Annotated in this window: 27 protein-coding genes; 26 read left to right on the forward strand and 1 reads right to left on the reverse strand. The window is 71.1% G+C overall.

Annotation, left to right across the window (positions count from 1 at the left end; translation table 11 throughout):
- The first annotated feature begins 32 nt into the window (after nucleotides 1–32).
- From ACFYX4_RS22820 to ACFYX4_RS22880, 13 genes are all read left to right on the forward strand, one after another.
- Complete coding sequence (locus ACFYX4_RS22820; RefSeq protein WP_389336178.1) at nucleotides 33–467, forward strand: hypothetical protein; 435 nt, start codon at nucleotides 33–35, stop codon at nucleotides 465–467.
- A 156-nt stretch (nucleotides 468–623) separates the two neighbouring features.
- Complete coding sequence (locus ACFYX4_RS22825) at nucleotides 624–1,232, forward strand: hypothetical protein (RefSeq protein ID WP_389336181.1); 609 nt, start codon at nucleotides 624–626, stop codon at nucleotides 1,230–1,232.
- Nucleotides 1,229–1,429: a hypothetical protein gene (locus tag ACFYX4_RS22830; RefSeq protein ID WP_389336184.1), complete on the forward strand. Its 201-nt coding sequence runs from the start codon at nucleotides 1,229–1,231 to the stop codon at nucleotides 1,427–1,429. The genes ACFYX4_RS22825 and ACFYX4_RS22830 overlap by 4 nt, the downstream gene beginning before the upstream one ends.
- The gene (locus tag ACFYX4_RS22835) at nucleotides 1,426–1,782 is read left to right on the forward strand and encodes a hypothetical protein (RefSeq protein ID WP_389336187.1); all 357 of its coding nucleotides are present in this window, start codon (nucleotides 1,426–1,428) and stop codon (nucleotides 1,780–1,782) included. The genes ACFYX4_RS22830 and ACFYX4_RS22835 overlap by 4 nt, the downstream gene beginning before the upstream one ends.
- Nucleotides 1,782–2,156, forward strand: coding sequence for a hypothetical protein (locus ACFYX4_RS22840; RefSeq protein WP_389336190.1), 375 nt, complete (start codon nucleotides 1,782–1,784; stop codon nucleotides 2,154–2,156). The genes ACFYX4_RS22835 and ACFYX4_RS22840 overlap by 1 nt, the downstream gene beginning before the upstream one ends.
- Nucleotides 2,153–2,614: a hypothetical protein gene (locus ACFYX4_RS22845; protein WP_389336193.1), complete on the forward strand. Its 462-nt coding sequence runs from the start codon at nucleotides 2,153–2,155 to the stop codon at nucleotides 2,612–2,614. Before ACFYX4_RS22840 ends, ACFYX4_RS22845 begins: the two co-directional genes overlap by 4 nt.
- Nucleotides 2,611–3,681: a hypothetical protein gene (locus tag ACFYX4_RS22850; protein ID WP_389336195.1), complete on the forward strand. Its 1,071-nt coding sequence runs from the start codon at nucleotides 2,611–2,613 to the stop codon at nucleotides 3,679–3,681. Before ACFYX4_RS22845 ends, ACFYX4_RS22850 begins: the two co-directional genes overlap by 4 nt.
- Before the next feature lie 2 nt (nucleotides 3,682–3,683).
- Nucleotides 3,684–4,079, forward strand: coding sequence for a helix-turn-helix domain-containing protein (locus ACFYX4_RS22855; protein ID WP_389336887.1), 396 nt, complete (start codon nucleotides 3,684–3,686; stop codon nucleotides 4,077–4,079).
- Nucleotides 4,076–4,987, forward strand: coding sequence for a hypothetical protein (locus ACFYX4_RS22860; RefSeq protein WP_389336198.1), 912 nt, complete (start codon nucleotides 4,076–4,078; stop codon nucleotides 4,985–4,987). The genes ACFYX4_RS22855 and ACFYX4_RS22860 overlap by 4 nt, the downstream gene beginning before the upstream one ends.
- 3 nt (nucleotides 4,988–4,990) lie before the next feature.
- Nucleotides 4,991–5,545, forward strand: a complete 555-nt coding sequence (locus ACFYX4_RS22865; RefSeq protein ID WP_389336201.1) for a hypothetical protein — start codon at nucleotides 4,991–4,993, stop codon at nucleotides 5,543–5,545.
- Nucleotides 5,542–5,955: a hypothetical protein gene (locus ACFYX4_RS22870; protein ID WP_389336204.1), complete on the forward strand. Its 414-nt coding sequence runs from the start codon at nucleotides 5,542–5,544 to the stop codon at nucleotides 5,953–5,955. The genes ACFYX4_RS22865 and ACFYX4_RS22870 overlap by 4 nt, the downstream gene beginning before the upstream one ends.
- 129 nt (nucleotides 5,956–6,084) lie before the next feature.
- Entirely contained in the window at nucleotides 6,085–6,462 is a 378-nt protein-coding gene (locus tag ACFYX4_RS22875) for a DUF6085 family protein (RefSeq protein WP_389336207.1), read from the forward strand.
- Between the two features lie 143 nt (nucleotides 6,463–6,605).
- On the forward strand, nucleotides 6,606–6,761 hold the full coding sequence (locus ACFYX4_RS22880; protein WP_389336210.1) for a hypothetical protein: 156 nt from the start codon (nucleotides 6,606–6,608) through the stop codon (nucleotides 6,759–6,761).
- A gap of 63 nt (nucleotides 6,762–6,824) precedes the next feature.
- On the opposite strand, the gene ACFYX4_RS22885 is transcribed toward ACFYX4_RS22880, so the two are convergent.
- Entirely contained in the window at nucleotides 6,825–7,091 is a 267-nt protein-coding gene (locus ACFYX4_RS22885; protein ID WP_389336213.1) for a DUF4873 domain-containing protein, read from the reverse strand.
- A 180-nt stretch (nucleotides 7,092–7,271) separates the two neighbouring features.
- Between ACFYX4_RS22885 and ACFYX4_RS22890 the strand changes: the two genes are divergently transcribed.
- The 13 genes from ACFYX4_RS22890 (at nucleotide 7,272) to ACFYX4_RS22950 (ending at nucleotide 17,321) form a co-directional block, all read left to right on the forward strand.
- On the forward strand, nucleotides 7,272–7,523 hold the full coding sequence (locus tag ACFYX4_RS22890; protein WP_389336216.1) for a hypothetical protein: 252 nt from the start codon (nucleotides 7,272–7,274) through the stop codon (nucleotides 7,521–7,523).
- Between the two features lie 13 nt (nucleotides 7,524–7,536).
- Nucleotides 7,537–7,728, forward strand: a complete 192-nt coding sequence (locus ACFYX4_RS22895; RefSeq protein WP_389336219.1) for a hypothetical protein — start codon at nucleotides 7,537–7,539, stop codon at nucleotides 7,726–7,728.
- 62 nt (nucleotides 7,729–7,790) lie between these two features.
- Nucleotides 7,791–8,030, forward strand: coding sequence for a hypothetical protein (locus ACFYX4_RS22900; RefSeq protein ID WP_389336221.1), 240 nt, complete (start codon nucleotides 7,791–7,793; stop codon nucleotides 8,028–8,030).
- Nucleotides 8,031–8,193: 163 nt separating this feature from the next.
- Entirely contained in the window at nucleotides 8,194–9,366 is a 1,173-nt protein-coding gene (locus ACFYX4_RS22905) for a hypothetical protein (protein ID WP_389336224.1), read from the forward strand.
- Nucleotides 9,367–9,784: 418 nt separating this feature from the next.
- Nucleotides 9,785–10,603, forward strand: coding sequence for a hypothetical protein (locus ACFYX4_RS22910; protein ID WP_389336226.1), 819 nt, complete (start codon nucleotides 9,785–9,787; stop codon nucleotides 10,601–10,603).
- Nucleotides 10,587–10,799 carry a hypothetical protein gene (locus ACFYX4_RS22915; RefSeq protein ID WP_389336229.1) on the forward strand — a complete coding sequence of 71 codons (213 nt, stop codon included), beginning with the start codon at nucleotides 10,587–10,589 and terminating at the stop codon, nucleotides 10,797–10,799. The genes ACFYX4_RS22910 and ACFYX4_RS22915 overlap by 17 nt, the downstream gene beginning before the upstream one ends.
- Nucleotides 10,800–10,868: 69 nt before the next feature.
- A complete protein-coding gene (locus tag ACFYX4_RS22920; protein ID WP_389336232.1) occupies nucleotides 10,869–11,345 on the forward strand; it encodes a P27 family phage terminase small subunit in 477 nt (158 codons plus the stop codon).
- A 67-nt stretch (nucleotides 11,346–11,412) separates the two neighbouring features.
- On the forward strand, nucleotides 11,413–12,822 hold the full coding sequence (locus tag ACFYX4_RS22925) for a terminase large subunit domain-containing protein (RefSeq protein WP_389336235.1): 1,410 nt from the start codon (nucleotides 11,413–11,415) through the stop codon (nucleotides 12,820–12,822).
- On the forward strand, nucleotides 12,804–13,043 hold the full coding sequence (locus tag ACFYX4_RS22930) for a hypothetical protein (RefSeq protein WP_389336238.1): 240 nt from the start codon (nucleotides 12,804–12,806) through the stop codon (nucleotides 13,041–13,043). The genes ACFYX4_RS22925 and ACFYX4_RS22930 overlap by 19 nt, the downstream gene beginning before the upstream one ends.
- Nucleotides 13,037–14,374, forward strand: coding sequence for a phage portal protein (locus ACFYX4_RS22935; RefSeq protein WP_389336241.1), 1,338 nt, complete (start codon nucleotides 13,037–13,039; stop codon nucleotides 14,372–14,374). Before ACFYX4_RS22930 ends, ACFYX4_RS22935 begins: the two co-directional genes overlap by 7 nt.
- Nucleotides 14,374–15,432 carry an HK97 family phage prohead protease gene (locus tag ACFYX4_RS22940; protein WP_389336244.1) on the forward strand — a complete coding sequence of 353 codons (1,059 nt, stop codon included), beginning with the start codon at nucleotides 14,374–14,376 and terminating at the stop codon, nucleotides 15,430–15,432. Before ACFYX4_RS22935 ends, ACFYX4_RS22940 begins: the two co-directional genes overlap by 1 nt.
- A complete protein-coding gene (locus tag ACFYX4_RS22945; RefSeq protein WP_389336247.1) occupies nucleotides 15,374–16,846 on the forward strand; it encodes a phage major capsid protein in 1,473 nt (490 codons plus the stop codon). The genes ACFYX4_RS22940 and ACFYX4_RS22945 overlap by 59 nt, the downstream gene beginning before the upstream one ends.
- A 64-nt stretch (nucleotides 16,847–16,910) precedes the next feature.
- On the forward strand, nucleotides 16,911–17,321 hold the full coding sequence (locus ACFYX4_RS22950) for a hypothetical protein (RefSeq protein WP_389336250.1): 411 nt from the start codon (nucleotides 16,911–16,913) through the stop codon (nucleotides 17,319–17,321).
- The last annotated feature ends 10 nt before the right edge of the window (nucleotides 17,322–17,331 follow it).

A 17,331-nucleotide genomic window follows, 5' to 3' on the forward strand; every position in this document is an offset into this window, starting at 1 on the left:
CTCCAAACGCCGTTCCATTCGCTGGAGTTGCGATGATCGACACCAAGGTCACCCCCTACCCCCAGACGCCCGCCGAGGTGGCGGCCGCCGTCCTCGACGGGATCGAGGCCAACGAGGCCGCGTTCAGCATGCACTACTGGGTGCGCACCCCGGTCAGGAGCCCGTTCACCCCGGACGACGAGCCGGCCTGTGGCACCACGATGTGCGCGGCCGGGTGGGTCGCACACGTCACCGGCTGGACCCTGGTCGACCTGCCCGAAGACGCGGACGAGGTCGACCTGACCAGCCGCGACGAGGACGGGTTCGAGTACGAGACCAGCGCCGGGACCTACGCCCAGAGGGGCGGAGAGCGGCGACTGATCAGCGACGTCGCCCGCGACGCCCTCGGCCTGCGGGAGCACAACACCTTCTGGAACGTGACCGGCGAGACGGCCCTGCGCCGCTTGCGCGAGATCGCCGGCCGCTGACCCCGCCGGACGCCCGGCGGCCGGACACGCGACCTGCGCCCAGCGCATCGACTCGCTTCCCGCCGCCGGGCCCCAGCGCCCGTACCTCAACGTCAGTGCCGGTTCAACTCCGGCCGGGCGCACCAACTCAGGCCCTGACAAACCGGAAAGACCACGATGACCCTGACCTGGACGCCGACCACGCTCGCCCTGGTCGACGATGACTACGACCGCGTCAACGCCTCCGACGGCCGCTCACGCTTCGGCGCCTATCTCGCCCAGCACCCGCGCGACTTCGAGGCATGGGCCCCGGAGGCGCTGAACCCGTCGGAGTTCGCCGCCGCAGCGTGGCGCATCGCCACCAGCCCGGTCATGTCGCCGGGCTACGTGCGCACCCGCCCCGACCTCGCCGGCATCACCACCGGCTTCGCCGAGGACGGTCCGGACCTCGTGCTCACCGTGCGCGTGCCGGTGCTGCACAGCGACCTGCACGTGCGGCTGCCGTACGAGTGGCGGGACTGGCAGTCGAGGAACTACCGCCACGACGGCTCGTTCCCGGAGCGGGAGGCCCCCGACGACCGGCACCCGGCGGTGCTGGCCACGGCGGAGGTGCGCGTCCCGATCGACGAGGCGCTGCTGCCGGCACCGAAGCACCTGCGTGGCCCCGGCCTGCTCGCCGACGCCCGCGAGGCGGTGTTCACCCTGGCCGAACTGGTCAACGACAAGGCCGGTCCGGTCGTGGCCCGGCTGCGCGACCTGCAACCCGCCAGGGCGCGACAGCGATGACCGAGCCCCATAGCGCCGCTCCCGCGCGCACCTGCCACCACGTCATCGCTCACTGGACCACCGACGAGGAGCGGCAGCAGCTCGTCGCTGCCCTCGCCTACGCCCGCGACGTCGGCGACGCGCAGGCCCTCCCGCTGCTGATCGCGCAACTCACCCAGCCCTGCGACGCCCGCACCCCGAAGGACCCCACCTCATGATCGTTGTCATCAACCCCGGCACCGGACCGGTGCCGCAGGCCAGCGAGGCGCACGCCGCCACCAACATCACCGTCTTCGCCGACGACCTCCGGCGGGCCGGGCTGGGCGTGGACAGCTGCGAGCGCACCCCGGCCGCCGACTACGGCGACGGCCGCTACGCCTTCACCATCGCCATGGCCGACGGCCGCAGCATCGAGATCCAGATGCCCGGCCTGCCCGTCGACCAGGTCCGCTTCATCGACGGGGACAGTCAGAACATCTGGCACTTCCCGCGCCTGTACGTCGACGGCTCCTCCTGGGTCTGGAAGTTCGCCCTCGGCGCGTGCGAGCCCGACGACGAGGACACCGACTGATGGCCGCCACCCCTCCTCCCACGCCACGCGCCGTCCCGTGCCCGCCCGCCCCGGGCGGCTGCGACGCGCCCGCCGGCCAGCCGTGCACGAGCCACAGCGGCACCCGCGAGCGCCACACCTTCCACCGCGCCCGCACGGCCTCCTGGGAGACGGCGCGCCTCGAAGCCGTCCCGGCCGCCAAGCTCGTCGCCGACGCCGCGAAGCTGCGGCGCGGCATGCACGGCGCGCACGCCGCCGAGCTGCTCGACGCACACGGGCACACCACCGAAGCCGAACGGATCCGACTCGCCGTCTCCGACCGCAACGGGCTGCTGTCCGCCAAGCAGGCCGCCGAACTCCTGGTCGACGACGCCGAGAGGGGCGAGAGCCGGTGAGCGCCCGCGACAAGCTGACGCCGGAGCAGCGGGCCGCCCTGGCCCAGCAGATCGGCGACGCGCAGCCCGCCCGGAACTCCCTGCTGATGTCCTTCGGCACGTCGGTCCAGGACCGCCGCCAGCACGACCACACCACCCAGCGAGAGGACTGGTACTGCCTCAACCTCGCCGCCTACATGGGCGAGCACGCGGCCCCAGTGCTGCGCCGCCTGCTCGACGCCGAGGCCCGTGCCGAGCGGTACCGGATCGCGTGGGGCATGGCCCGCTCTCGGGCGATCTCTACGGGCGGTGCAGCCGACCGATACGCGGCTCGCGCCCGGGACGCCCAGGAGGTCATCCAGCACATGCTGTTCACGGTCATCGCCGGGCAGATGGCACTGCACCAGGCCAACCGAGAACGGCAGGAGCTGCGGGAACGGGTTGCCGAGCTGGAGGCAGAACGAGGTGAGCCTCAGTGACCGAGCCGCTGAGCCCCGAACGGGAGCAAGAGATCCGCGAGTCCATCCCGACCGTGTACGGCCCGCCCTGGACGCTGCACCCGAACTGGGAGGACGGCACCTGGCGGGTGATGTACGCGACGGACCACCCGCTCGCCGGCCTCGTCGCCACCGTGCCGGACTACGGCGAGCACCTCGCCGAGTTCATCGCCACCGCCAGGGCCGCCGTCCCCGAGCTGCTCGCCGAGATCGACCGCTTGCGCGCCGAGCTCGCGTCGGAGGGACAGCCCATGTCGGCCAGCGCGATCGCCGACCTTCGGCGACTCGAACGCGTCTCGGTCCTGCGCGCGGCCGCCGACAAGATCGAGCGCCTCTACGGCTGCGGCTGGCCGCTGCGCCGCATGGCCGACGACGCCGAGCGGGCGAAGATCACCGGCCGCCTGGTGCCGGACCCCCTGCCTGTCTCCCGGTACGACACGGCGATCGAGCCAGCCCCGGAGGAAGAGCCGATCCTCTTGGTCGGCGCGATCGCCGAGGACGGCCGGCCCGTCGCGCTCTTCTTCGACCCGGAGACGCGCCGCAAGGTCGCCGGCTGGCTCGCGCCAGCGGGGTCCGGCCAGACGTCCGCGCCGCGCACCGAGCGTTCCTACTGGGTTGCCATCGCCGACGCCCTCAACGCGGCGGGGGCAGCCGGACTGCCGGTCGGTATCGACCTCGACGGCACCCTGACCGACCACCGCGTGTGGTCCGTGGTGTGGGACCGGCAAGCTGAGCGCTGGCAGGTGGCAGGCTACGACTTCGAGGACGGCCCAGAGCCCGGCAGGGCCCCCGACTTCTTCCAGGCTGAGCACACCTACAGCCGGGGCCGCTGGCAGTTCCAGTGCCTCTGCGTGGAGCTGGCCCCCTGGGACGGACAGGCCCGAGCTGTCGGCTTCCTCTCCCGCAAGGACGGCACGGGGAACGTGGTCGCGTTCAGGTCCGAGGACTGGGAGCACGGCGAGTGGCGCGACGTGAGCGCCGTGGCGTACCCCGACGAGACGGCGCGCGCCACGTCGCACGCCACCAACCCTGAAGGACCGAGCCAGTGAACATGCCGCCCCCGCTGACGATCGCCGCCCGCCGCGCCATGGTGCAGGAACTGATGCGCCAGGAGCCGGGCATCAGCGCCCGCACCATCGCAGGTCGGTTCGGGGTCGGTAAGGACACGATCCGCCGGGACATCGACGCTATCGAGACGGAGCAGCGCCAGCGCGCCACCGAGACCACCCCGCCCGCGTCGGACCCCGCGCCGGATGCGCCGGAGCGCGACACGCTCGTGCTCCACCTCGACGAGCCGCTGCGCCAGGCCCTCGCCGTCCTGCGCGCCACCCGCGCCACGCCGGACACCCCCGAGCACAACGCTGCCGCCGCCCGCGCCGCCATCCGCGCCATGGCCGACACCGTTCTCGAAGTCCAGTTCCATACCCAGGAAGGCCCCACCCCGTGAGCCGCGTCTACTTCCGTAGCCCCACCCGCACCGCCGAGCTACGCGGCTCGGAACGCGCCTGGCTCGGCAGCCTCGTCAACGACATCGCGATCGGAGTCCTGGACCTCCGGGACCTCTCGCGCGTCGAGCGGCTGCGTCAGCTCATCCACCCCGACCACTACATGGCCAAGCGGCCCACGGAGGGACACGGCTGGCTGAACGACTGGGCGTCCATCTACGCCACCGCCTTCGCGGTCGGCTGGGACCGCAGCGCCCCTCTCATCCAGTACCACGGCAAGCAGATCGATCAGTTCTCCCTCGCCCTGAACACCGCCGCCTTGCTCGGCAGCGACCAGATCAAACTGGCCGCGCGCCTGCACGGCGCCTGCGAGATCCACACCTGGGTCGACGGCCCCAACCGGGCCTGGCTCGCCGACATCTTGCAGGCTGGCCTCGACGGCGGCGTCTACCGGCGCGGCATCCACTACGCAGCCGAGCCCGACCACGGCCGCCCGGAGCCGCTGTGGGTGCCGCAGGGCTGGGAGGACGTCGTTGCCCTGCTGCGCGAGCGCGACGACGAACCCGTGGTCACCTCCTACTCGGTGACCGACAGCTTCCCCAACAGCGGCGTGGGCGACTGGATGCCGCCCTGGCCCGACGCCGTCCCCCGCGACTGGAACGCCCTCAACGAGCAGCAGAAGCGGGAGCGGGGCGAGCGTCAGGACGCCTGGTACGACCTCGACGCCGGCGAACGGTGGCGGATCTCCATGGGCGGCCTGCGCGCCTCCTCCGACGGCCTGGAGCTCAAGCCGGACAACTGGCACACCTTCCGCTTCACCCACGAACTGACCATCCTCGACCTGGTCGCCCACGACTGGGAAGAGCGCCTCCAACGCGCCCTCATCGATGAGACCCCGGCGGAGGGCTGACCCGTGAGCTACCGTCCGTACCCCAACGTCGACCGTGCCCTCGCCCAGCTGGAACGCCACCGCGTCCCCGAGTCGGCACAGCTGATCGTCCTCCACCCGGACCCCCGCGCCCTCGCAGCCGCCCTGGCTCGCGTCAGCCAGGCCATCGTCTTGCGCCCGCGAGCGACCGTGAAGTCCGGCGAGCACGTCCACATCGCCTCCCTCGAGGAGACGCGCTGCGCCGGCGGAAGCGAGGCTTGCTCGCTGGCGAGCAAGCCGCCGGGCCAGTGCACCGGATGCGGCCACGCCCAGCATCCGCCCGGCGCCGAGTGCGAGGCCGGCGTCCAGCACGGCCCGACGCGCTGGCACCGCTGCCTGTGCCTCGCCACGCCTGGTGCCTCGCGGGCCTGCCCGCCACAGATGGACTGCCAGGGCGGCACGCTCGGCTACGCGGACATCTGGCACCTGCGGCACGGCCGCACCCTGCGCGGCGTCAACGGCGAGACCATCACCCCCGACGTGCTCGCCGAGGCGTACGGGCAGCCCCGGAGGACCATCCGCCAGGAGCCGGAGCGGTGACCGCGCCACCGCAACCCCGGCACTCCGTGCCCGACCACATCCCCGAGCAGCTGCGGGAAGCCTTCGCCACGGCCAGTGGCCGCCAGCCGCCTGCCCACTGCCCGTACGAGCCCGGCGACATGGTGCAGATGCACGGCTACAGCGGCTACCCCGCCCCGGGACACCGGCGTACCGGCTTCCGGGGCTGGGTCGTCGGCTACGTCGGCGCCACGATCCTCACCGGCATCACCACCACCGGCGAGGAATGGTGGGGGGAGTGGGGCGATCTGAACCCGGACGGCAAGCCCGTAGACATGTGGGATCACTGCGCCTGCTGCCGTGAGGAGCGGCTCACGCTACGGCGCGCCTACTACGCCAAGCAGCGTGCCCGCGGCGAGCAGCACGCCCTGTTCGACCTGGAGACCACCTGATGCCCTGCGATGACTGCAACCGCTCCCGCTGCCCGGACTGCGGCACCCACTACTGCTGCGAGCCCTGCCCGTGCGAGCGGAGCCACAACTGCCCCTGCGAATGCGCCGACTACGACAGGCAGATGACCTATGCCGACTGACCAGCCCTCCAACCCCTCCACGCTGCCCCTCGCCGGGCACTGCCCGATGGGCTGCGGCCAGACCCTCCAGCGCCGCACCCCAGACGGCACCGTCGTCTGCGCCAGCGACTCGTGCCCCCGGTCGGACGCCGTGACCACCCTCCTGAGCGACCAGGAGACCGAGCACGTCGTCCAGTTCGACGAGGACGGCTTCACCATCCGCCACCCCCTGCGAGAACGCCTCGACGACGACCTGATGCAGTGCCAGCTGCACCGCTTCTGCGTCAGCCGGTCCGGCCCGCCGGCGGGCGGCCCGGGCCGGTACCGGGCGCTCGTCCTGGGCCCCGCAACGTGGGCGTTCGAGGCGATCGGCGGCGAGCCGCGATGAGCGCCGACCAGACCCCCGCCTCTGAGTCCGCTCGCGCGCTGCTCTACCGCCACGGCAAGCACAACCGCTCCGACGCATCGGGTCGTTGTCAGACCTGCGTGCCATGCTGCCTCCAACTGCCCAGCGGAAGGAGGTGAGTGGAGATGTCGCAGAAGCAGCAGGCGATGGTCGTCATGGCCGTCGCGATCGTGGGCCAGGCCTACCTGGGCAAGGTCGCCAGGCAGCAGGCAGCCATGCTCGGTCTGCCCGTCCTGGCCGCCAGCCTGATCGGCCTCGCCGTCAGCGCCCGGCTCAAGTAGCCAGCCGCCAAGGCCCCGCCCTCCCCAACCCGCAGGGGGAGGCCGGGGCCTTGGCGTGTGATCTCAGAACGGCGCTGGACCGCTGCCTTGGATCTCCACCTCGCTGCTTCCCACAACGCCGCGGGTAGCGATGAATGCGCCTTCCCTTCCGTCGGGCATCCGTAGCCGAGTTTCGTCGGCATCCCAGAAGTCCACAGAGGGATCAGCCTGAAGGCTTCCGTCCCAAGACGTCATGCCGCCCGGCTCTTGGTGAATCTGAAGGTCAGCCTTGACGGAGACCTCGGCGCCATCCGCGATCACGGTCGCTGGACCCTGATAACTCATCTTCATGGAACGAGTGTTTCAGCCGGGTCTGACAAGCCCAGCGTCCTCGTCACCCCCCGGCGCGCCAGTGATCCGGCACCGGAGCACCACGCCCGCATAAGTCACAAGCCCGTCACACCTCTGCACGGCAGGCCCGTACAGCGCCACAATGCCTCCAACAACGCCAGCGCAGGGGGGGAATCCCGCATGTCCGAGTACAGCAACGTCCAGAAGGCCGTCCGAGTCGAGAAGTTCCGTATCTGGTTCGCGTGGGCCACCGGCAACTTCATCCTGCTCGCCATCGCCCGCGCGACCCAGGACGTCCACATCGTCAGCGTCATCACCCAGGTCCTGCTGGCCGTCGGCTTCATCCTCCTCACCTTCACCGCCGTACGGATGAGCAACGCCCTCAACCGCAAGGCCGCAGCCGCCCGCCGCGAGGTCCTCGGCGACGTGTAACAGGCTGGACGCCGTGAAGGAACTCCTGCGCCGCTTCGCCCGCCGCTGCGACACCCATGACGTGTCCTCACCCGTGAAGATCCGCCGACTGGAGGCGGAGCTCGGCATGGAGCTCAGCCAGCCCACCGGGGACTTCGTCGCCGACCACGCCGACCCCGACATCATCGACTGCCGCAAGCCGTGGTGCAGGACCCGGCGCGCCTGAGAAACGAAGACGTCGGCCCGCTCATCGCCTGACGAATCCCAGGCCGCCTGCACACTGGAGCCGTGAGCACCACGCGCACCGGCCGCGACAGCCGGCCCCTCGTCACCACAGACATGGCCGCCTACTCCCTCGGCATGCAGCCGCGCCGGTTCCGCGACTGGGCGCGCCGCCGCGGCGTCGCCCCGGCCGGCTTCAAGCCCAACCCGGTCCGCGGGCAGCCACTCGCGCTGTGGGACCTCGTCGACATCGCCGACGCAGCGCAGCGCGACAGCGCGAAGCGCCCCGATTGTCAAGGCGTCTGACCAGCGGCTACTTGACAGAAGATCAGCGCGCACTCATTCTGTGAGACGTTGGCAGCGCTGTCGGTGAGGTCTCCACCCCCGTCACCACCGCTGACACCCACTTCGAGCCCGGCCCAGCGCCGGGCTTTCGCATGTCCGCCCCCACCCGAGAGGAGGGGCGACCGTGCGCGTCCGCCGCAGCCTCACCGCCCTGCTGCTCGCCGTGACGGCCCTGCTCGCCACGGGCACGCCGGCGGCCGGAGATGACCCCACTCCCTCGCCGTCCGTCACAGAGTCGCCCACCACGCCGCCGGCCCCCGAGCCCACGGCGTTCACCATCTCAGGCCTCGACCTGCACGACGCGCAGATGATCGAGGCCGACGGCACCTTCTACCTGTACGGCAGCATGTACGCCTGCGGGTTCCAGTGGTACGTGGCGGGGACCTCGTGGTGCGGGTTCGGCGTCAGCACCGCCCCCACACCGCAAGGCCCCTGGTCAACGCCCCAACTCCTGTTCAGCCCGGCCTCCGTGGACCCGTCCACCGGCTCCACCTGGCAGCAGATCTGCGGCACCCAGACCGGGCAGGGATGCTTCAACCCCAGGATGGTCATCAGGACCGGTTGGGGCCACAACGACAACACGGCCATCCTCTGGTTCAACGCCCCCCGCCAGTACAGCCTCGGTGCACCGCACGCCTACAACGCCATGGGCTGCAACAGCCTGGTCGGCCCCTGCGGCCCCACCGCCGGCGCGCCCCGCGGCTCGTACAACAAGCCGAACCTGGACATCTGCCTGGGCAACGGGGACTTCGGCATGATCCAGTCCGGGACCGGCGGCCGGCCCGCCATCGTCTGCACCCGCCCCGGCGCCAGCGCCCTGTCCATCCAGGAACTCAACTGGTCCGGCACCGGCGGCAACCAGGGCGTCGGCGTCGCCCAGGTCGCAGGCCTCACCAAGGTCGAGGGCCCCGGCGGCTGGTGGGACGAGACGACCCAGCAGTACATCCTCACCTACTCGGACCCCGGCTGCGGCTACTGCTCCGGCGTGCCGATCGGGTACGCCACCTCGCCGACGCTGTACGCCGGCTGGACCGCGCCCGGCAACGTCGGCTGGAGCCCACCCGCCAACGGCAGGCGCGCCTTCCACCCCAACAGCTGCGGAGGCCAGCCCCGCACCGTAGCCCTGCTCGACGGCCAGCCCTGGCAGATCATCGACCTATGGGTGGGAAGCAACGGCGCACCCCAGCGCAACCAGACCAACGCCGCCACCCACCTCGTCCCCCTGCACTACACCCCCACACCCGGAACGCCCGGCGACGGACAGGTGTGGCGACCCCCGCTCACCCTGGAGTGCTGACCGCCCCACTAGGCACCGGCCGGCACCGGCCGCAGGCCGGCACCCCCACCCACCCCCGCACCTCACCCCCTGCATACCCCCATGCATAGCCCTGCATAGTGGATCAAGCCTGCATGGATCACCGCATACTCATGCACTGCATAGCGATGCATCACCATGCACTCGCAGCAAACGATCAAAGAACGCAGAGCGCGAAACGGACATCAGGGACGGGGGAGGGGGGCCTATCCCCCTCGAAGCAGGAATCAGCAGCGGCGACCCCGCTCCGCTGTCCGGGGAGATCGCGTACGGGTCTGGAGCCCTCTCCCTAATCCACCGAACCGAGCTCCGGTGAAATAGGCGCATACTCATGCACTGCATATCCATGCATCACTATTCGCCGCGAACTCGGTTCAGGACTTTTTTCGGGGCGGTGATCATGCGCCCGCCGTCGATCTGCCCCGGCTGCCGACTGCCCGTCAGAGGCCAGTGCCCCCGCTGTGATCAGGGCGGACGCCGCCGCGTCGTCGCCGGACCGAGGGCCCGCCAGGGCTACACCCGGCAGGAGCGACTCCGCCGCGCAGACGCCGTACGGGCGCACGTCGAACAGCACGGCTGGGTATGCCCCGGCTGGCAGCGCGACCCGCACCCGGCGGAGAACCTGACCGCCGATCACGAGGTCGCGGTCGGCGCGGGCGGTGCCGAGTCCGGTCCGCTGCGGGTGCTGTGCCGTTCGTGCAACTCAGCCCGCGGCTCATCGATGGCGCACACGCGCGCGCCGGGCCTCGAGGTCGTTCTCGTGGCCGGGCCGCCGTGCGCGGGCAAGAACCGGTACATCAGCGAGCACGCCCACCCCGAGGACCTGGTCCTGGACCTGGACGCGCTGAGCGAGGCCATGAGCCTGGCCGGGACGTACGAGTTCATCGACGCGCACCTGCCGATCGTCACGGAGGCCCGGGACGCGGCCCTGGAGCGGCTGATGCTCGGCAGCCACCAGGTGCGCCGCTGCTGGGTCATCTCCACCGCGCCGGAACGCAAGCGGCGCGCCTACTACCGGCAGCGGTACGGGGCCCGGTCGGTGGTGCTGTGGTGGCCGGAGGAGACGTGCCTGCTGCGAGCGATGCGGGAGCGGCCGCCGCAGTGGCAGCAGTACGTGCGCCGCTGGTTCGACCGGTACGAGGCGGACCCCGAGGACGAGGTGCTGCGCAGCTGGCAGGCCGCGGGCGAGAGGAGCGGGCCGGATGGCGAAGCGCGCTGATCTGACCATGCGGATGACCGTCGAGACGACTGTGATCCGGCCCGGGGACACCGTCCTGGTCCGCATGCCGAGCGGCACACCGGCCGTGCAGATGGAGCGCATCGTCGACCGGCTGCGGGAGCGGCTCCCGGGCGTTGAGGTGCTGTTGCTCGCCGGGGTGGACGGGGTCGACGTGTACCGGCCGGGGGAGGACTGACCGGTGGCCGGTCGCGGGCCTGCGCCGAAGGATCCGGAGCGCAGGCAGCGCCGTAACGCGGCGAAGGACTTGGCGGCCGTCCCTGAGGCGGCCGTGGGGGTGCCGGAACCGCCGGCCCCGCCTGCGGGGTTGCTGAAGGTGACGCGGGACCGGTGGGCGGACTACTGGGCGTCGCCGGTGGCGAGGCTCGCGGACCCGGTGTCCGATCTGCCTGCGCTGGAGCGGTTGTTCCGGCTGTACGACGACCTGGAGCGCTCGAACGCTGCGGTGAAGAAGCGCGGGCACATGGTCGAGGGGTCGCAGGGCCAGGCGGTGCTGAACCCGCTGCTGCGGCACATCCAGGTGACGCAGGGCGAAGTGCGGCAGCTGGAGGACCGGTTCGGGCTCAGCCCGCGCGCCCGGCTCTCCCTGAACGTCACCCTCGGTGAAGCGGCCAAGAGCCTCGCTGACCTCAACTCCGAGTTCATGGCGGGGGGCGAGGACGACGATGACCCGCGCTTCGACGTCATCGCAGGTCAGGACGTCATCGACGGCGAGACCGCTTAGCGCGCCGCGTTCGCTGGGCTGGCCGACGCACGGGCCGATCGTCTGCCGGTGGATCGAAAAGCACTGTGTGTACGGAGAGGGCGACTACTTCGGCCAGCCCGTACGGCTGCTGCGGTTCCAGAAGCAGTTCCTGTACTGGCTGTACGAGTACAACCCGCAGACGGGTGAGCGCCGTTTCCGTGAGGCGATGCTCGAGGTCCCGAAGGGCAACGGCAAAACGCCGCTGTCGGCCTGGGTGATGCTGTTCGAGCTGCTGGGGCCGCCGTTGTTCGGGCCGAAGGGCTCGCCGGTCATCCCGGTCGGCGCCGCATCGTTCGAGCAGGCTGACCTGCTGTTCGGCGACATGCGGAACTGCTGCACCGAGTCGCCCACGCTTCGACACCACGTCGACGCGTACGACACCGAGATCCTCGTCAAGAACGGGCCGGGCCGGGCGTACCGGATCGCCGCGGCGGCCGGCACCAACGACGGGCCGCGCCCGTCGATGTTCGCCGCCGACGAGATCCACGAGTGGGTCGGCAACAAGGAACGCGTCCACCTGGTCATCGCGAACGGCCTGGTCAAGCGGGCGAACTCGCTGGTGCTGAACACGACGACGCCCGGGGCGGACCTGGACTCGCTGGCGGGCCGCAAACACCTGTACGGCTACCGCGTCAACGCCGGCGACGTCGACGACCCGCGGTTCCTGTTCGTCCACTACGGCGTCCAGGACGGGCAGTACGACCTCCAGGACGAAGAGCAGCTGCGCGCCGCGGTGCTCGCTGCGAACCCGGCTGCCGGGGCGTTCGTGCGGGTCGAGGACACGATGGCCCGGTATCACCAGGTCCAGGAGTTCGAGTACCGGCGCTACAACCTCGGTCAGTGGACGCGTGCGGACGAGTCGTGGCTGCCGCCGGGCGCGTGGGAGTCCTGCGTCGGCGAGGTGGAGCTCGATGCGGAAGCGCCTGCCTACGCCGCCGTCGACATGGCCTACAAGCACGACTCGGTGGCCGTGGTCGTCGCGCAGCTCGGCGAGGACGGCCGGGTCCGCGTGCAGGCGAAGGTGTGGACGCCGAAGAAGGGCGTGTCCACCATTGACGTCGCCGCTGTCGAGAACCACCTGCGGCAGCAGCACCGGGAGCTGAACCTCCAGACCATCGCCTACGACCCCGCCTACTTTCAGCGCTCTGCTGAGGTGCTGATGGACGAGGGCCTGCCGATGGCGGAGATGCCGCAATCCGCGAAGCACATGGTGCCCGCCTGCCAGGACACCTACCGGGCCATCACCGACCACACCCTCGTGCACGGCGACGACCCCGTCCTCACCGACCACGTACTGGCCGCCGCGACCCGGGAGACGGACAACGGCTGGCGCCTCAGCAAAGGCAAGTCGAAGAGGCACATCGACGCCTGCATCGCCATGGTCATCGCCGTCTTCCTCGCACTGCCCCGCATCGACACCGAGGAGGAGGTAGAGCCGTGGTTCGGATTCGGATGAAGCGGGCCGCGGACGAGCCCCGCCGCGCCAAGAAGCATCTGGGGCCTGCGGCGCGGGCGCGCGCCGGCGTCGCCGCCGGCGGCGGCATGGCGGCCGCCGGTCTGTGGCTGTGGTTCGGACTTGCCGTCGCCCTGGTCGTCGCTGGTCTCGGCGTCGCCGCCTACTTCCTGTTCCTCACCGACGTCGACGAGCCGGACCGTGACGGAGGCAGCCAGTGGTGAACCTGTGGCGGGCCGCACGCCGGTCGATCAGCAGCCTCGACGACTACGTGCAGGCCGTCCAGTTTGCGGGCAACGCGTACACGTACCCGCAGATCGGCGCGCAGCAGACGATGCCGGGCATCGCCAAGGAGCGGGTCCCCGCGGACTTTGCCGGGTACGCCATGCAGGCCGCCACCAACGGCGTCCTGTTCGCGTGCCTGGCCGTGCGTCAGGACGTGTTCTCGGCGGTGCGCTTCCAGTGGCAGCGCATGAGCGACGGTCGCCCCTCCGCCCTGTTCGGCACCACGGACCTGCGGGCCCTCGAGGAACCCTGGGTGGGCGGCACGACGCAGGACCTCCTGGTGCGGATGATCCAGGACGCCGACCTCGCCGGGAACTCGTACTGGACGACCGACCCGGTGAACGGCGACCTGGTGCGGCTGCGCCCGGACTGGGTGGACATCGTGCTGGAGCCGCGCGTCATGCGAGGCGGGGTGCTCGGCTGGCGGCGCCTCGGCTACGTCTACACCGAGCCCGGCAGCGACCCGGTGGCGCTGCTGACCGACGAGGTGGCGCACTTCGCGCCGCGCGCGGATCCGCTGGCCACGTTCCGCGGCATGTCGTGGATGACGCCGATCGTGCGCGAGGTCCGCGGCGACAACCTGATGTCGTCGTACAAGCAGGCCCTGCTGGAGAACCGCGGCACCCCGAACGTCATCGTCAAGTTCGACCGCGACGTGAAGCCGGACGCGCTCGACAAGTTCAAGGCGCGCATGGAGGCGGAGCACCGCGGCCCGGAGAACGCTGGCAAGACCCTCTACCTGGGCGGCGGCGCGGACGTCACCATCGTCGGCTCCAACTTCGAGCAGCTCGACTTCGCGCGCGTCCAGGGCGCGGGCGAGACCCGCATCGCGGCGGCCGCCGGCGTGCCGCCGGTCATCGTGGGCCTGTCCGAAGGCCTCGCCGCCGCGACGTACTCGAACTACAGCCAAGCTCGCCGCCGCTACGCGGACGGCACGATACATCCGTTGTGGCAGAACGCTGCCGGCACCCTGCGCCGCCTTGTACGGCCCACCGGCGCGGCCGCCTCCGGAGCGGTGCGCCTCTGGTACGACCCGCGCGACGTGCCGTTCTTGCGCGAGGACCGCAAGGACGCAGCCGAGATCCAGTTCCGGCAGGCGCAGACCATCCGGGCCCTGACCGACGCGGGCTACACGTGGGCGTCCGTCGTCGCCGCCGTCGAAGCCGAGGACTGGACCCTGCTGCGCCACACCGGCCTCTTCAGCGTCCAGCTTCAGCCGCCCGGCACCGAGGCCCCCGCCCTTCCCGCGAGCAGCGACGAGGAGATGTGATGTCCGCTCTCACCATGCAGGCCGCGCCGCGCGACGGGCTGCTGCGCAGCGTGCCGTTCGAGCTGCTGCGCGCCGACGGCGACGACGAGGCCGGCGACGGTCTCACCCTGGAGGGCTACGCCGCCGTCTGGGACGCCGCCACCGAGATCGACTCGTGGGAAGGCGCCTTCACCGAGAAGATCCGCCGCGGCGCGTTCCGCAAGACGATCCGCGAGAACACCCCCGTCTTGCAGTTCGACCACGGCCGGCACCCGCTGGTCGGCTCCATCCCGATCGGTGCCATCGAGCAGCTCAGCGAGGACGACTCCGGCCTGTACGTGCGGGCCCGCCTGTCGGACAACTGGCTGATCCAGCCCGTGCGGGACGCGATCGCTGAGCGCTCCGTGAAGGGCATGTCCTTCCGGTTCTCCGTGATCCGCGAGGAGTGGCGGGACAACGCCGGGAAGCTGATCAAGGCGGAGGAGCTCGGTCGGCTGCTGTGGGATCCGGGTGACCGCGGCCCGCTGGAGCGGACCCTGATCGAGGTCCGCTGCCCCGAGCTGGGCCCCGTTGTGTTCCCCGCCTACACGCAGACCTCCGTCGATGTGCGCGCCCGCGGCGTGGCCATGGACATCACCCGCGACGCCGGCATGGTGCGCGAGGTGCGCCGGTCGCTGGCCACCGACGCCGCCGCCCTGCGTGACCGGCTCGACGACCCGCAGCTGCGCGCTGAGGTTGCGCGCGCACTGCTCTTCGACTCCGAGGCCGCTCCTGACGACACGGAGCAGGCCCCGGCCGCGACGGCCACGCCGCCCGAGGGCGGGCACCTGGCCGACCGCACCACCAGCACCACCGGCGCGCCGCTCGCCTCAGAGCACCCGTCGCAGATCCCTGACGCGCCGCTCGCCACAGAGCACCCGTCGCCCGCCACGCGCAGCAGCCGCCTGAAGGACCAGATCCGCGAGATCACCGGCCTGATGGACGAGCAGCTTGCGCACATCGCGCAAAGGCAGACGACTGATGGAGCTCAGTCACTCGCAGGCGGTAATCCGCCTGAAGGACATCAAGGCCGAGCTTGAGCGGCTCGGCGAGAAGGACGACCTGACCTCGGAGGACGAGCAGTCCTTCGACGAGCTCACCCGTGAGTTCGCCGAGGTCGACAACCATCGCCGGCAGCTGGAGCGCAAGGCCGCTCTGGAGCGGGTCCGTTCGGCGACCAAGACGACCGAGCGGGGCCCGGCCGCCGTCAAGATCGAGGGCGGTACGCCGTACTCCTCGCGAGACGGCTACGACGTCGACCCGATCCTGCACCCGGACTCGGTGGAGGACCGCCGCTTCCGCAACCCCTGGGACCTCAGCGAGGTCCGCACGTTCGGCCGGTCCAAGGACCAGGTCGGGCAGGAGCTGCGCTCGCGCGCTCTGTGCGCGATCGAGAAGATGGCCGGGGCGAACGACCGGGTGCGGTCGGTGGCCACGGACATCCTGGAGCGCTGGGACGACGGGGACTCGACGATCGCCAAGCTGTGCCTGGCGACGTCCAGCCCGGAGTACCTGCGCGCGTGGTCGAAGATGGCCCGCGGTCACGGCCACCTCATCTCCCAGGAGGAGCGGACCGCCCTGGAGCGGGCCATGTCCCTCACCGACAGCGCGGGCGGCTACCTGGTGCCGTTCCAGCTGGACCCGACCGTCATCATCACGGCGAACGGGTCGGCCAACCAGATCCGGCAGATCGCCCGTCAGGTCGTCGCCACCGGCGACGTCTGGAACGGCGTCTCCTCCGGTGCGGTGTCCTGGTCGTGGGACGCGGAAGGCGCCGAAGTCTCCGACGACTCGCCGACGTTCGCGCAGCCGACCGTGCCCGTCTACAAGGCGGCCGGGTTCGTGCCGATCTCGATCGAGGCGCTGGAGGACGAGGCCAACGTCACCCAGGAGGTGGCGCGGCTTCTCGCGTTCGGGCGTGACGTCCTCGAGGCGGCGGCGTTCGCCACCGGGTCCGGCTCCGGCCAGCCCACCGGTATCGTCACCGCGCTCACCGGCACGTCCAGCGTGGTCACTTCGACCACGACGGACACCTTCGCCGCGGCGGACATCTACAAGGTGGACAACGCGCTGCCCGCCCGCTACCGGGGTGCGGCGTCGTGGCTGGCGAACCGGGGCGTCTACAACCTGGTGCGCCAGATGGACACCGCCGGCGGCGCGCAGATGTGGGAGCGCATCGGTGCCGACGTGCCCGCCCAGCTGCTGGGCCGGCCCGTCTACGAGTCCGAGGACATGGACGGCGTCGTCAACGCCACCCAGGACAACTACCTGGCGGTGTACGGCGACTTCTCCAACTACGTCATCGCCGACCGTGTCGGCATGACGGTGGAGTTCATCCCGCACCTGGTCGGCACCAACCGCAGGCCCACGGGCCAGCGCGGCTGGTACGCCTACTACCGGGTCGGCGCCGACAGCGTGAACGACGGCGCGTTCCGGATGCTCAACGTCACCTGACCACCCCTTGGGATCCCCGGCCACGCGCCGGGGCTCCCGCGCATCCGGAGAGGAGTAACCCGGCATGAAGCAGAGCCTGTACAACACCGCCCGCGCGAAGGCCACGCTCGCCGTGGCGCTGCGTACGAACGGCACCGTCAACGGCACGACCGTGGACCTGCACGAGAACAAGGATGCGTCCCGCTCGGCGATGCTCGTGGTCCACACGGGCACCATCACCGACGGCTCGCACGCCGTCGTCCTCCAGGAGAGCGACGACAACTCCGCCTGGGCGACGGTGGCCGCAGCCGACCTTCAGGGGTCGGCTCCCACGATCGTCAGCACCGACGACGACGTGCTGTTCGAGCTGGGCTACAAGGGCTCGAAGCGCTACCTGCGCGCGTCCGTCACGACCAGCGGCGCGACGACCGGCGGCACGTTCGGTGCCGTCATCCTGCGGGGCTTCGTGCGCCGCTCGCCGATCTCGCACAGCTAAGGAGAAGGCC

Origin of the sequence: Streptomyces sp. NPDC002328, assembly GCF_042890065.1 — a bacterium.
In the GTDB taxonomy this organism is placed as follows: domain Bacteria; phylum Actinomycetota; class Actinomycetes; order Streptomycetales; family Streptomycetaceae; genus Streptomyces.